Source organism: Alteraurantiacibacter buctensis (assembly GCF_009827655.1).
In the GTDB taxonomy this organism is placed as follows: domain Bacteria; phylum Pseudomonadota; class Alphaproteobacteria; order Sphingomonadales; family Sphingomonadaceae; genus Alteraurantiacibacter; species Alteraurantiacibacter buctensis.
In genome coordinates, this window is sequence record NZ_WTYV01000002.1 from 361,418 (window position 1) to 375,602 (window position 14,185).

At 68.0% G+C, this 14,185-nt stretch carries 13 protein-coding genes; 10 read left to right on the top strand and 3 right to left on the bottom strand.

All coding sequences use genetic code 11. The annotated features are described in order from the left end of the window. Positions 1–22: 22 nt before the first annotated feature. From hemC to GRI99_RS06205, 3 genes are all read left to right on the top strand, one after another. A complete protein-coding gene (gene hemC, locus GRI99_RS06195) occupies positions 23–952 on the top strand; it encodes a hydroxymethylbilane synthase (RefSeq protein WP_160771168.1) in 930 nt (309 codons plus the stop codon). Continuing rightward, on the top strand, positions 949–1,626 hold the full coding sequence (locus tag GRI99_RS06200; protein ID WP_160771169.1) for a uroporphyrinogen-III synthase: 678 nt from the start codon (positions 949–951) through the stop codon (positions 1,624–1,626). The genes hemC and GRI99_RS06200 overlap by 4 nt, the downstream gene beginning before the upstream one ends. Positions 1,627–1,693: 67 nt before the next feature. Then, positions 1,694–2,614 (top strand): MICOS complex subunit MIC60, encoded by a 921-nt coding sequence (locus tag GRI99_RS06205; protein WP_160771170.1) that lies wholly within the window; start codon positions 1,694–1,696, stop codon positions 2,612–2,614. Here GRI99_RS06205 and GRI99_RS06210 read toward each other — a convergent pair. Then, a complete protein-coding gene (locus GRI99_RS06210; RefSeq protein ID WP_160771171.1) occupies positions 2,611–3,825 on the bottom strand; it encodes an FAD-dependent monooxygenase in 1,215 nt (404 codons plus the stop codon). The genes GRI99_RS06205 and GRI99_RS06210 overlap by 4 nt on opposite strands. 28 nt (positions 3,826–3,853) lie before the next feature. On the opposite strand from GRI99_RS06210, the gene GRI99_RS06215 reads away from it, so the two are divergent. Then, complete coding sequence (locus GRI99_RS06215) at positions 3,854–5,920, top strand: protein-disulfide reductase DsbD family protein (protein WP_237438171.1); 2,067 nt, start codon at positions 3,854–3,856, stop codon at positions 5,918–5,920. Here the strand turns inward: GRI99_RS06215 and GRI99_RS06220 are convergent. Continuing rightward, complete coding sequence (locus GRI99_RS06220) at positions 5,917–6,525, bottom strand: hypothetical protein (RefSeq protein ID WP_160771172.1); 609 nt, start codon at positions 6,523–6,525, stop codon at positions 5,917–5,919. The two genes, GRI99_RS06215 and GRI99_RS06220, sit on opposite strands and share 4 nt — an antisense overlap. A 14-nt stretch (positions 6,526–6,539) precedes the next feature. Then, entirely contained in the window at positions 6,540–8,729 is a 2,190-nt protein-coding gene (gene uvrB, locus GRI99_RS06225; RefSeq protein ID WP_160771173.1) for an excinuclease ABC subunit UvrB, read from the bottom strand. A gap of 122 nt (positions 8,730–8,851) precedes the next feature. On the opposite strand from uvrB, the gene GRI99_RS06230 reads away from it, so the two are divergent. From GRI99_RS06230 to GRI99_RS06255, 6 genes are all read left to right on the top strand, one after another. After that, a complete protein-coding gene (locus GRI99_RS06230) occupies positions 8,852–9,397 on the top strand; it encodes a DUF3617 domain-containing protein (protein ID WP_160771174.1) in 546 nt (181 codons plus the stop codon). Beyond that, positions 9,388–9,972 (top strand): DUF3617 family protein, encoded by a 585-nt coding sequence (locus tag GRI99_RS06235; RefSeq protein ID WP_160771175.1) that lies wholly within the window; start codon positions 9,388–9,390, stop codon positions 9,970–9,972. Before GRI99_RS06230 ends, GRI99_RS06235 begins: the two co-directional genes overlap by 10 nt. 67 nt (positions 9,973–10,039) lie before the next feature. Beyond that, positions 10,040–10,846 carry an alpha/beta hydrolase family protein gene (locus GRI99_RS06240; protein WP_237438172.1) on the top strand — a complete coding sequence of 269 codons (807 nt, stop codon included), beginning with the start codon at positions 10,040–10,042 and terminating at the stop codon, positions 10,844–10,846. Between the two features lie 91 nt (positions 10,847–10,937). Beyond that, the gene (locus GRI99_RS06245; RefSeq protein ID WP_160771176.1) at positions 10,938–12,368 is read left to right on the top strand and encodes a circularly permuted type 2 ATP-grasp protein; all 1,431 of its coding nucleotides are present in this window, start codon (positions 10,938–10,940) and stop codon (positions 12,366–12,368) included. A 13-nt stretch (positions 12,369–12,381) separates the two neighbouring features. Then, positions 12,382–13,326, top strand: coding sequence for an alpha-E domain-containing protein (locus GRI99_RS06250; protein ID WP_160771660.1), 945 nt, complete (start codon positions 12,382–12,384; stop codon positions 13,324–13,326). A gap of 20 nt (positions 13,327–13,346) precedes the next feature. Continuing rightward, on the top strand, positions 13,347–14,162 hold the full coding sequence (locus tag GRI99_RS06255; protein WP_160771177.1) for a transglutaminase family protein: 816 nt from the start codon (positions 13,347–13,349) through the stop codon (positions 14,160–14,162). The last annotated feature ends 23 nt before the right edge of the window (positions 14,163–14,185 follow it).

The following is a 14,185-nucleotide window of genomic DNA, read 5'->3' on the forward strand; positions in this document are numbered from 1 at the left end:
GTCTAGGGCAAGGCCGACGCTTATGACCGCACATGTGAAATTGAGGCTGGGCACCCGCAATTCGCCCCTGGCCATGGCCCAGGCCCACGAGGTGCGCGCACGCCTGTGCGCCGCGCACGGCTGGGACGAGAGCGCGATCGAGCTGATCCCCGTGACCGCCAGCGGCGACAAGGTGCAGGACCGCGCCCTGGCCGAGATCGGCGGCAAGGCGCTGTGGACCAAGGAACTGGACCAGTGGCTGGGCGAGGGGCGGACGGATATCTCGGTCCACTCGCTGAAGGACGTGGAAACGCAGCGCCCGGACGTTTTCGAACTGGGTGCCATCCTGCCGCGCGCCGACAAGCGTGACCGGCTGGTAGGTGCCAGTTCCATCGCCCTGATTCCGCGAGGGGCCACCGTGGGCACCAGCGCCCCGCGCCGGGCGGCGCAGCTGCTGAACCTGCGGCCCGATTGCAGGGTGGTGCTGTTCCGCGGCAACGTGGCCACGCGCCTGGCCAAGCTGGCGGCGGGGGAGGCGGATGCCACCTTCCTGGCGGCGGCGGGGCTGGAGCGGCTGGGGCAGACCGGCACCGGCCACCCGCTCGATCCGGCGGACTGGCTGCCCGCACCCTCGCAGGGAGCAATCGCGGTGGAATGCCGCAGCAACGATGCCGTCACCCGCGCGCTGGTCGCCGCCATAGACCATGCCCCCAGCCGCGCCGAGGTGATGGCCGAGCGGGCCTTGCTGGCCGAACTTGGCGGCAACTGCCATTCCGCTGTTGCCGTGCTGTGCGACCATGCCGATGGCGAGCTGGCGATGCGCGTCTTGTTGTTCAGTCCTGACGGGGCAGAGCGGGTGGCGGGCGAGGCACGGTTTTCCGCATCCGACAGTGAGGGACCCGCTCGCCTGGCGCGCGACCTGCTGGCGCGGGCCAGCGAGGCGATCACTGTCCATTTCGGGCACCACGGATGAAGCCGGTCGTAGTCATGCGGCCCGCACGGGGATCGGCCAGCACGGTCAGGCTGGCAGCGGCGCAGGGGCTGGAAGTGCGCGCATTTCCCCTGTCCACGATCGACCCGGTTGCCTGGGATCCGCCTGCGCCGGAAACCGTCGACGCCCTCCTGCTGGGCAGCGCCAATGCCCTGCGCCATGCAGGTCCGGCGCTGGCACTCTACCGCGACAAGCCAGCCTTCGTGGTGGGGTCGACCACCGCCATGGCGGCGCGGCGGGCAGGCCTGCGCGTGCAACTGGCGGGCGAAGGTGGCCTGCAACAGGTGATCGACGCCGTACCCCACCGCGATACGCGGCTGCTGCGGCTGGCCGCGCGTGAGCATGTGACGCTGGACCTGCCTCCAGGGATCAGCATGGACACGCGGATCGTCTACGAAACGCAGCACCTGCCGGCACCGCCCGGTCTGGCCGAGCTGCTTCGCACGCCCGCGCTGGTGCTGCTCCATTCTGCCGGCTTGGCCACCCATTTCGTTGCCGAGTGCGACCGGCTGGGGATCGCCCGCCAGCTCATCAGCCTGGCCGCGCTGGGCCCGCGCATCGTGGCGGCGGCGGGCGATGGCTGGGCCGAAGTCCGCTCTGCCGCAAAACCCGCCGAAGCCGATTTGTTGGCCTTGGCGCGGGAGATGTGCCAATAAACCGCCAGCCTGGGGCTGGGCCAACCGGACCGGGCCAACAGCACCACAGGGCTCGCAAGGGTAATTGATGGACGAAACCCGCTATACTCCCGGACAGACCGCCACCCGCCGGCGCGGATCGTTGCGCGGCCTGCTGCTGGGCCTGCTTGTCGCCTTCCTGCTGGGCATCGGCATCACCTTCCTGCTGGTCCGCGGCGGCGAGTTCCGCGTAAGCGACCTGATCAGCGTGGATCGCGCCGATCCCCCCGTGTCGCAGGCCCCGCTGACCGGCCCTGTCACCCCCACGCCCACCGTTCCGGCTGCTCCGGTATCGCCCGCGCAGGTGGCGCAGCGGATGCAGCAGGTGGAACAGCAGGCTGGCGGGATCGATGCCCGCGTGGCCGCGCTGGAGCAGCAGCTCTCGCACCTGCAGATGCAATCGCAGGCCGCCGCCAGCTTTGCCGCGCGCTCGGAGAACCTGCTGATCGCCTTCGCCTCGCGCCGGGCGCTGGAGCGGGGCCAGCCGTTGGGCTATCTGACCGATCAGTTGCGCCTGCGCTTTTCGGAAACGCACCCCAATGCCGTGCAGACGGTGATCGCGGCTTCTGAAAACCCCGTCTCGCTGGACGAACTGCTGGTGCGGCTCGATGCGCTGGACAGCCAGTTGCGCCAGGTACCGCAAGAAGCGGGGCTGCTGGCGCGGATTACGGGACAGGCATCGCGGCTGTTCTCGGTCCGCAGCGCCGATACCCCATCGCCACAGGCAGACCAGCGGCTGGCCCGCGCGCGGATGGCGCTGGCCAACGGCCAGGTGGAACGCGCGATCAGGGAAGTGGCGGCGCTGCCCGGTTCCTCCCGCGCGGCTGACTGGCTGATGCAGGCCCAGGCCTATGCCGATGCCCAGCGCGCGCTTGAGGTGCTGGAGGCTGCCTCGGTGGCCGAACCGCGTGCCTTGCCGACGGCGGCGACGGCGAGCGGGCAGGCGGCAGCCGGGACGGGTGGTTTCTAGCCCTTCAGCAGTGCCGGCACCTGGCCGGATACGCCGCGGGCCTCATCCATGAACCAGCGTTTCAGCGGCGGGGTGCGCTGCACGATGCCCATGCCCAGCCGTCGCACGGCGCTGGGCAGGCGGCCCGGAATGCCGAACAGCCGCGTCAGGCCATCGGTGGCGCTCATCACCATCAGCGAATCGAGCGCGCGCCACTTCTGGTAGCGGGCCAGCAGTTGCGCATCGCCGGGATCAAGGCCCAGCCGCATGCCTTCCACCAGCACCTCTACCAGCGTGCCCACATCGCGCAGGCCCAGGTTCAGGCCCTGCCCCGCAATCGGGTGCATGCCGTGCGCCGCATCGCCGATCAGGGCCAGGCGCTGCGCGGTGAGGGTAACCGTGTGCTGGAAGCTGAGCGGCCAGGAACTGATCTCGCCATGCAGGGCCAGCCCGCCCAGCACGCCGTGGGTGCGCTGTTGCGCTTCGGCCAGGAACATGGCGCGCGGCATGGCCAGCACGCCGGCGGCATCCTTTTCCGCCACGGTCCACACCAGTGCGCTGCGGTGGGTGCCATCTTCGGCATCAAGCAGCGGGAGCAGGGCGAAGGGACCGGCGGGATAGAAGATTTCCCACGCGGTGTTGTCATGCGGTTTCTCGTGGGTCAGCCCAACGATCAGCGCGCGGTGGGAATAGTCCCACTGCGCCATGGTGATGCCCGCCTCCTCGCGCGTGGGGGACATTCGCCCTTCGGCCCCCACCATCAGGCTGGCGTGCAGCACGGTGCCATCGGCCAGCGTGGCGGAAACGCCGTGTTCCCCGCGCTGCCTCTCGATCACCGTGGCGAGCATGTGCCGGGTGATCAGCGGCTCGCTGGCTGCCGCTTCGAACAGGGCCAGGCGCAATTGCCGGTTGTGAAACATGCGGCCCAGGCTGCCTTCATGCGGCTGTGGCTTGAAGTCGATCCGGCCCGGCTTCATCCCGTCGGTGACCGCAATGGCATCGATCGGGCAGCCATGCGGCTCCAGCGCATCGGCCAGGCCGATGTTGGTGAACAGGTTCCAGCTTGCGGTGGAGATGGCGCTGGCCCGCCCGTCGAACCCCTCTGCCGTCAGTTCCGCCGGGTCGGCCCGGTCAACCACGTGGCTGGACAGGCCCGCCCGGGCTGCCGCCAGGGCCATGGTCATGCCCACCAGGCCGCCGCCCAGGATCAGGAGATCGCGCTTGTCGCTCATGGCCATTGTCCCTAGATCGTGGGCCACGATGCGCGCAAGTCTCATGGCCTTTTATCGGTATCTGCTGCTGGTGCTGGCCGTGGCTCTTGCCCCGGCGGCGGCCGCGCAGGCCCAAGGCGTTTCTGGGCGTGCGAACAACATCGCTGCCGACCTGGTGGCCGAGCACCAGCCGGTGCCAGGCGAGACGCTGATGGCGGCGCTGGTGTTCCGCCCTGCGCCCGGCTGGCACGGCTATTGGTCGAACCCCGGCGATGCGGGTCTGGGGATGCGGCTGGACTGGCAGTTGCCTACAGGCTGGCAGGCGGGCGAGCCGCTTTATCCGGTGCCGCACCGGCTGCTGATCGCCGGGCTGATGAACCACGTGTACGAGGGCGATTACGCCGTCCTGGTGCCGCTGACGGTGCCTGCGGGCGGTGGGGCCGGACCGGTGACACTTGCTGCCCAATGGCTCGCCTGCACCGACAAGGTCTGCGTGCCGGAGCAGGCCAGCCTGACGCTGCGCTTTCCCGATGTGGCTCCGGGCCAGAACCCGTTCGATACATGGCGCGCGGCGCTGCCGCCGCTGATCGATCGCACGGCCACTTTCGAGGTCGAGGGCGACCTGCTGCGCATCGCCATTCCGCTGCCTGCCAGCATGGAACTGGCCGATCCGCACCTGTTTGTTGGGCAGGACCGGGTGAGCGCCGACCGCACTGTCGCCTATGCCCGGCCACAGGCCTTTGCCCGCGATGGCAATGTGGTGACCGCCGATATTCCACTGAAAGCGCTGGTGCTGCCCGCCGGATCGCCGCTGGCGCAGTTCACCCCGCCTGATCGCATCGAGGGGATACTTGCTTTCGGGGCCGAGGGAGAAGGTATCCGCTTCATGGCCGAGCCCGGCAATGTCACTGGCGGCGGCCGGCCGATCGGTGTTGGCCCGGGCGATTCGGCCCCCCTGTGGAGCCTGCTGCTGGCCGCGCTGGCAGGCGGCCTGCTGCTGAACCTGATGCCCTGCGTGTTCCCGATCCTGAGCCTGAAGGCGATGACGCTGGCCCGTGCCGGGGAGAGTGCGGCGGGGGCGAAGCGCGAGGCGCTGGCCTATACCGCAGGCGTGCTGCTGGCGTGCCTCGCCATCGGCGGCCTGCTGCTGGTGCTGCGGGCCGGGGGCGAGCAGGTGGGCTGGGCCTTCCAGTTGCAGGAGCCGGGCGTGGTGGCCGTGCTGACTGGGCTGGCCGTGCTGATCACAGCCAACTTCCTGGGGCTGTTTGAGCTTCCGGCACTGTCCTTCGCCGGATCGGGCGGCGCGCCATCTGCCTTCGGCACCGGCCTGCTGGCGGCCTTCGTGGCGACGCCCTGCACCGGCCCGTTCATGGCCGCCGCGCTGGGGGCCGCGCTGCTGCTGCCGCCGGTGGAGGCGATGCTGCTCTTCGCCCTGCTGGGGCTGGGGCTGGCACTGCCGTTCCTGCTGCTGGGCTTCGTGCCTGCCTTGCGCAGCCGCCTGCCGAAGCCGGGCAAGTGGATGGACACCTTCCGCAAAGTGCTGGCCGTGCCGATGGGGCTGACCGCGCTGGCGCTGGTGTGGCTGTGCTGGCGGCTGGGAGGTGCGAACTTCGCCCTGCTGGTGCTGGGCGCGGCGCTGGCGCTGATTTCGGCTGCATGGTCGCGGCGCAAGGGCCTGCGCGCTTCAGCTTTCGGCGGGCTGGTCGCCTCCGGTCTGCTGGCGGTGTCGGCGTACCAGTCGTTCGAGCGTCCCGCGACAGAGGCGCAATCAGTGCATGACACGGTGGCCTTCAGCGAGGCCGCGCTGGCCCGCGAGGCGGCACAAAAGCCCGTGTTCCTCTATTTCACCGCCGACTGGTGCCTGACCTGCAAGGTCAACGAAAGCGTGGCGATCGAGCGCGACGAGGTGCGCGATGCGTTCCGCGACGCGGGCGTGGTGGTGATGCGCGGCGACTGGACCGTGCGCGACGAGGCGATCACCCGCTTCCTTACCAGCCACGGCGCGGCGGGCGTGCCGCTGTACCTGTGGTATGATCCGAACCGCGAACCGCAGCAATTGCCGCAGGTGCTGACGCCGGACATGCTGGTGGAACTGGCCGAGGGCAGCGAGGGCTAACCCCCGTCAGACTCCGCTGCCGCCTGCCGGGCCATCTCGCGCCGCGTGGGCGGGCGCCGCGTTTCGTCGGGCGGCGGCAGGTCTTCCTCTCTCGGCAGCAAACCCGTTCCCCCCGCGCGGCACCACTCCAGGAAGGCCCCCGGCATCCGGCTGCCGGCAATATCCAGCGTGCCGCCGCCGGGCAGGGTAGCCAGCAACTGGCGCGAACCGGCAAACACGTTCCACCGCGCATCATCGGCGGGCAGCGCTACCTGCCAGCGCCATTCGCCGGCCACCTCGCGCGCATCGACGGGGAAGCGGCTGCGCTCGCCATTGCCGATCACGGGAAACAGTGCGGTCTGGCCGGGCAGGGCCGGGGCGTGGCGGATGATCGTCAGGCGCGGCGGCGTGGTCCGTGCCGCGCAGGCCAGCGTCAGCAGAGGCGCCGCGCCGCGGTTGCCATAGACCAGCGCCTGCCGGTCGGCCGAGGGTAGCCACAAGGCCTGCGAGGTATCTGGCGAGCGGGGCAGCACCACCGGCAGCACCGTGCCGCTGTCCTGCAGGTCCACCCGCTGCACCGGCCCGCCCTGCTCGCCACAGGCGGCGAGGAGGAGGGCGAGGGTCAACGCGGCTCCAGCCTTCACTTGCCCCATTTCTTCTGCACCTTGCCGAAGCGGCCCTTGCGGGTGCCGGGGCGGCCTTCGTTGCTGCGGCCCACCAGGGGGGCCTTCTTCTGGTCATCCGGCAGGCCCAGCTCCTCGTTCTCCAGCCGGCGGATTTCGTCGCGCAGCTTGCCGGCCAGCTCGAACTCCAGGTCGGCGGCGGCGGCGCGCATCTTCTTTTCCAGGTCCTCGATGTAGCTGCGCAGGTTGTGGCCGACCATGTTGTTGCGGCCACCTTCGGCATCGATGTCCACCAGCACGCCATCCTGGCTGGCGGTGTGGGCGACGATATCGGCGATGGCGCGCTTGATCGTCTGCGGGGTGATGCCGTGCTCCTCGTTATAGGCGCGCTGCTTTTCGCGGCGGCGGTCGGTCTCGGCCATCGCCCGTTCCATGCTGCCGGTGATGCGGTCGGCATAGAGGATCACCTTGCCATCGACGTTGCGCGCGGCGCGGCCGATGGTCTGGATCAGCGACGTTTCGCTGCGCAGGAAGCCTTCCTTGTCGGCATCGAGGATACAGACGAGGCCGCACTCCGGAATATCCAGCCCCTCGCGCAGCAGGTTGATGCCGATCAGCACGTCATACACGCCCATGCGCAGGTCGCGGATCAGTTCGATGCGCTCCAGCGTCTCCACGTCACTGTGCATGTAGCGCACGCGCACGCCCTGTTCGTGCATGAACTCGGTCAGATCCTCGGCCATGCGCTTGGTCAGGGTGGTGACGAGGGTGCGATAGCCATTGGCGGCGGCGGCCTTGGCCTCGGCAATGCAATCCTGCACCTGGTCTTCCACCGGGCGCACTTCCACCGGCGGGTCGATCAGGCCGGTGGGGCGGATCACCTGTTCGGCAAACACGCCGCCCGCCTGCTCCATCTCCCACCCGCCGGGCGTGGCGGATACGGCAAAAGTCTGCGGGCGCATCGCGTCCCACTCGTTGAAGCGCAGCGGGCGGTTGTCGATGCAGCTTGGCAGGCGGAAGCCGTATTCGGCCAGCGTCAGCTTGCGCCGGTGGTCACCGCGCGCCATCGCGCCCACCTGGGGAATGGTCTGGTGGCTTTCGTCGACGAACAGCAGCGCGTTCTCAGGCAGGTATTCGAACAGGGTGGGGGGCGGTTCGCCGGGCAGGCGGCCAGTCAGGAAGCGGCTGTAGTTCTCGATCCCGTTGCAGCTACCGGTGGCGGCGATCATCTCCAGGTCGAAGTTGGTCCGCTGTTCCAGCCGCTGGGCTTCCAGCAGGCGGCCCTCGGCGTGCAGCTCCTTCAGCCGCTCGGTCAGCTCGAAGCGGATCGCCTCCGCCGCCTGCTTCATCGTGGGGCCGGGGGTGACATAGTGGCTGTTGGCATAGACGCGCACCTTGTCGAGGCTTTGCCCCTTGGTGCCGGTGAGCGGGTCGAATTCACAGATCTCCTCGATCTCGTCACCGAAGAAGCTGATCCGCCAGGCCATGTCCTCGTAATGGCTGGGGAATATCTCCAGGCTGTCACCCCGCACGCGGAAGTTGCCGCGCGCAAAGCCGGCATCGTTGCGCTTGTATTGCAGCGCCACCAGCTTGCGGATGATCTCGCGCTGGTCCTGCGTGTCGCCCTTCTTAAGGTCGAAGATCATGGCGGAATAGGTTTCCACCGAGCCGATGCCGTAAAGGCACGAGACCGAGGCCACGATCAGCACGTCGTCCCGCTCCAGCAGGGACCGGGTGGCGCTGTGGCGCATCCGGTCGATCGCCTCGTTCACCGAGCTTTCCTTCTCGATGTAGGTGTCCGACCGGGGCACATAGGCTTCCGGCTGGTAGTAATCGTAGTAGGAGACGAAATACTCCACCGCGTTCTCGGGAAAGAAGCTCTTGAACTCGCCATAAAGCTGGGCGGCCAGGATCTTGTTGGGGGCCAGCACCAGGGCCGGGCGCTGCAGTTCCTCGATCACCTTGGCCATGGTGAAGGTCTTGCCGCTGCCGGTAACACCCAGCAGCACCTGCGTCTTGTCGCCGGCCCGCGCGCCCGCCACCAGGTCCGCAATCGCAGCCGGCTGGTCCCCCGCCGGCTGATACTCGCTGACCAGCTTGAACGGCCGGCCGCCCATGCTCTTGTCCGGGCGCAGCGGCTTGTGCGGGGTGAAGCTGCCGGAAGTATCGGGTTCTTCCAGCCCTCTGCGGATCACGAGTTCGGCCATGCCGGAACATATGGGGAATGACTCGAGTCAACGCAATGCGATTGGCAGGCCGCAGGCGCTCGGGTAACCTGATCTTATCGATTTGGGGCCGACGGTGCCTCGCAACCTTGGGGGGAAATCACATGCGTTATTGCCATATCCTGCCGCTGGCCGCCGCGCTGGTTATTGCCGGCTGTTCGGGCAGCGAGGATGCCGCCGATGCCGGTGGCAGCGAGGCCGAGGAAATGGCCGCCGCGGCCGAGGATGGCCCCACCCCGCAGGCAGGCCAGTACCGCACCACAATGGAACTGCTGGAGATCAGCGTGCCCGATGCGCCGCCGGAGATGGCCCAGATGCTCCAGCAGGGCTTTGGCGAAGGGGCGCAGCAGGCCAACACCTATTGCGTGACGCCCGAACAGGCCGCCCAGTCCACCAGCCGCGAGGAAGTGCTGAAGAACCTGGCCGACAGCAACTGCACAGTTGACGAGTTCAACCAGTCCGGTGGGGATATCGATGCCCTGCTCACCTGCTCGGGCGATGGCATGATGAACGGCCAGGTCACGCTCAACGGCACGATGACCGAAACCGGATCCGACATGGAGATGAGCTTCAAGATGCAGGTCCCGCAGGCCGGCGAAGCGACCATGCGGATGCGCATGGTATCCGAACGGATCGGAGAGTGCAGCTAAGGCCGCGCCTTTGCCTTTGCGTCCCGCCCGCGCTGCTGCTGGCCGCGCTGGCGGGGTGCGCCCCCGATCCGCCTGACGAGCAGGAGATTCTGGCCAGCGCCGCCAGCTTGCCGAAGCCGCAGCCCGGCCTCTATCGCAGCACCACGCGGCTGACTGCCTATGACCTGCCGCTGGCCAGCCCGCAGGAGGCGGCGGCCATGCGTGAACGGTTTGCCACGCTGGAACCGGCGGTTGCGACATCGTGCCTGACCCCGCGACAGGCGGAGGAGGGCTGGGTTACCCTGGTCCGCAGCCTGGGCGAGGGGACTTGCCAGGTGGAGCGCTTCACCGCCGATGGTGAAGGAATGCAGGCCAGTGTCGCCTGCCAGGCCCCCGGCGGCGGCACCAGCCGCATGGCGATGACCGGAACGGCCGGCACCACCAGCAGCACTATGGAGATCCGTATCGTCCAGCAGGGCGAAGCCATCCCCGGCGGCGAGCAGACGATCAGCATGGCCATTGCCAGCCAGCGGGTGGGCGACTGCCCGGCGGAACCACCGGCAGCCCCGCAGGTTGGTCCTGCGCCGGACGGTTGATCTGGCCGGAATTTGACCCCGGTCGATCGTTCATGGCAGAACAAGGCAGTTTTGTTACAGTCAGCCCATGAACGTCATGCAACTGAAACAGATCGGGCTCAGCCACCCCAGGTTCGCCGCCGCCTCGGCAACGGCCCAGGAACTGGCGGGTGCCGTCCAGCGCCGGGTGGTACTGATGCGCGCCCAGCCGCCGGCGCATTCCTCGCGCCCGCCGCAGCAACTGTTCCTGGCCGAGTCGCTCAGCGTGCTGGAACCGGCCATCCGCCAGATGCGCCCGGCGCTGCACCTATCACAGGCGCGCAACCCGCGCGTGGTCATCCTGATGCCCGGCTTCGGCACCCACCCCGTCCGCATGCGCTACATGGCCGAGCGGCTGGAAGAGGCGGGCCACACGGTCAAGCGCTGGGGCACCGGCTTCAATATGGGGGCCACGCCGGAAAACTTTGCCCTGGTGGCCCAGCGCGTGGTGGACGTGCATCAGCGTTATGGCCAGCAGGTGATGCTGGTGGGTTGGAGCCTGGGCGGCATCTTCGCGCGCGAAGTGGCCAAGCTGCACCCCGAAGCGGTGGCGCGGGTGATCACCATGGGTTCGCCCTTCAGCCACACGCCCTATTCCAACAATGTCTGGCGCCTGTACCAGCTCGTCACCGGCTATTCGGTGGAGCAGCCTCCGTTGCCGCTGAACCTGGCGGCAAAGCCGCCAGTGGAAACCATTGCCCTGTGGAGCCCGCGGGATGGCGTGGTGGCCTGGCGCAGCGCCTGCGGCCGGCGCGGAGAGCGGGACCGGGCGCGCGCCCTGCGTTGCTCGCACATGGGCTTTTCCAACTCGCGCGAAGCGATCCTGGCCGTGGCCGAGGAACTCGACGCCGACTGACTGCCAATTCTCCTGCCGCGCGGCTGTGAAATCTGCCGTTTGACAAGCGCTGTAATCGTGCCATGTTGCACTGCGGCAAAGACAGGGCGCGATGAACCTTCCACCGGCAGACAAGTTCGACGAGATGCATGCACCCGATGGATCGGTGCGGCCAGCTTATCACGAATATTGCCGCTGGCTTGACCAGCAGGATACCGCCCAGTTGCGCAAGAAGGGCGCGGAGGCGGAAAGCGTGTTCCGCCGCACCGGCATCACCTTCAACGTCTATGGCGAGGATGACGCGGAAGAGCGGCTGATCCCGTTCGACATGGTGCCGCGCATCATCACCGCAGCCGAATGGCGGCGCGTTTCGCGCGGGATCGAGCAGCGGGTGAGGGCGCTCAACGCTTTCATCCATGACCTGTATCACCGGCAGGAAATCATCCGCTCGGGCCGACTGCCCTTGCGGGTGCTGCGCGACAACGCCGTGTGGCTGCCGCAGATGGTCGGCTTCACCCCGCCGGGCGGGGTCTATACCCACATCGTGGGCATCGACCTGGTGCGTACCGGTCCCAACGATTTCATGGTGCTGGAGGACAATGCCCGCACCCCCAGCGGCGTCTCCTACATGCTGGAGAACCGCGAAACGATGATGGCCATGTTCCCGGAACTGTTCACCCGGGCCAAGGTGCGGCCGATCAGCGACTATCCGCGCAACCTGGCGGCCAGCCTGGCGGCCTGCGCGCCGGAGTTTTCCGGATCACGCCCCACCATCGCCGTGCTGACACCGGGCATCTACAACTCCGCCTATTTCGAGCATGCCTTCCTGGCCGACCAGATGGGCGCCGAACTGGTGGAAGGCAGCGACCTGAGGGTGGTGGATGGCCGGGTGCAAATGCGCACCACCGACGGGTTCCGCCCGATCGACGTGCTTTATCGCCGGGTGGATGACGAGTATCTCGATCCGCTCACCTTCAACCCGTCTTCCGTGCTGGGCGTGCCGGGCATTTTCGACGTCTACCGCGCGGGCCGCATCACCATTGCCAATGCGCCGGGCACGGGGGTGGCGGACGACAAGGCGATCTATTCCTTCATGCCCGAGATCGTCCAGTTCTATACCGGCGAGCAGCCGATCCTGCCCAACGTGCAGACCTGGCGCTGCGCCGAGAAGGAGAGCCTGGCCTATGTGCTGGCGAACCTGTCGGAACTGGTGGTCAAGGAAGTCCACGGCTCCGGCGGCTATGGCATGCTGATCGGTCCCACCTCCTCGAAGAAGGAACTGGAGGCTTTCCGCGCCAAGCTGGTGGCCAAGCCGGAAAACTACATCGCCCAGCCCACGCTGGCGCTCAGCACCTGCCCGATCTTCACCGCCAAGGGCCTGGCCCCGCGCCACGTGGACCTGCGCCCGTTCGTGCTGTGCAGCCCCAATGGGGTGGAGATCACCCCCGGCGGCCTGACGCGGGTGGCGCTGAAGAAGGGCAGCCTGGTGGTCAATTCCAGCCAGGGCGGCGGGACCAAGGATAGCTGGGTGCTCGATGATTGAAGCCGAACGCCCTATGCTGGGCCGCGTGGCCCACGGCATCTTCTGGATGTACCGCTATCTGGAGCGGGCGGAGAACATCGCCCGCCTGCTGGCCGCCGCGCACCGCATGGCGCTGACCCGCGGGACGGACGAGGCGACTCAGGAGTGGCGGTCTGTCCTGACCACGCTGGGCCAGCTCCAGGCCTATGACAACCAGTACACCGTCTACGGCGGCGCGCAGGTGTGCGACTTCGTGCTGCGCGCGCGCGGCAACCCGCAAAGCGTGCTGTCGATGTTCGAGCGTGCGCGGACCAATGCCCGCGCCTGCCGCAGCGCCATCACGCGCGAGGTGTGGGAAGCGATCAACGAAGGCTGGATGAACCTGAAGGAGCAGCTCAGCCGCCCGATCCGCGAGGGCAACCTGGAGACGGTTCTGGCCTCGATCCGCCGCGAATCGACGCTGGCGCGCGGGGCCACCCACGGATCGATGCTGCGCAACGAGATCTATGCTTTCGCGCGGCTGGGGACGTTCCTGGAACGGGCCGACAACACCGCCCGCATCCTCGATGTGAAGTATTTCCTGCTGCTGCCCAGCCTGTCCTACGTCGGCACCGCGCTTGATACCGGTCAGTGGGACAACGTGCTGCGCTCTCTATCTGGCGAGCGGGCCTATTCCTGGCTCAATGCCGGGCGCATGGATGCGCGGGGAATCGCCCAGTTCCTTATCCTGGACGAGCGCTTCCCGCGCAGCTTGGCATTCTGCCGCCTGGCCCTGCGCGAGAACCTGTCGGCGCTGGCCCGGTTGCGCGGACACGACGGGCTGCCGCACGCTGCGCTGGACCGGGTCGATGCCCTGATGGAAGGCCGCCGGGTGGAGGAGATCTTCGACAACGGGCTGCACGAATTCATCGTCAAGTTCATCGGGCTCAACGCCGGCATTGCCGATGCCATCGCGCGCGAATACCGTTTCATTGCCTGATTAGACCGGAAAGCCGATCCATGCGCCTCGCCATCAGCCACACCACGCGTTATCGCTTCGAAGGGGCGGTGCTGCACGGTGTGCAGCGGCTGCGGCTGACGCCAAAGAGCACGCAGGGCCAGAAGATCATCGACTGGCGCATGGCCTATGACGGCGCGCACGAGGAACTGGCCTACGATGACCAGAACCACAATCACGTGACGCTGGTATCCGTGGTGCCGGGTGCGGCCGAAGTGGTGATTTCCTGCTCGGGCGTGGTGGAGACCGAGGACAAGGCGGGTGTCATCGGCCATCACGCCGGTCACCTGCCGCTGTGGTCGTTTCTCAGCCATACCCGCCTGACCCGGCCCGGTCCGCGCGTGCGCCAGGTACTGGCCCAGGTGGACCGACGCAGCGGGGACGTGCTGGCGGCGATGCACCAGTTGTCCGCCGCGGTGCGCGGCCAGGTGGATTACATGGTGGGCGCAACCCAGGTCGAAACCACGGCCGAGGAGGCGCTGGCTGCCGGGGCGGGCGTGTGCCAGGACCATGCCCACGTGTTCATCGCCGCCGCCCGCGCGATGGACGTGCCGGCCCGCTATGTCAGCGGCTACCTGATGATGGATGACCGGGTGGACCAGGAAGCCACCCATGCCTGGGCCGAAGCCTGGGTTGAGGGGCTGGGCTGGGTCGGCTTCGATGTCGCCAACCAGATTTCACCCGATCCGCGCTATGTGCGGGTTGCCACGGGCCGCGATTATCGCGATGCCGCCCCTGTCACCGGCGTCAGCTTCGGCGCGGCCATGGAAGACCTGCACGTGGCGCTGGCGGTGGAACAGCAATTCGTGGAACAATAGCCGCGCCGGCAAGCGAAGCGCGC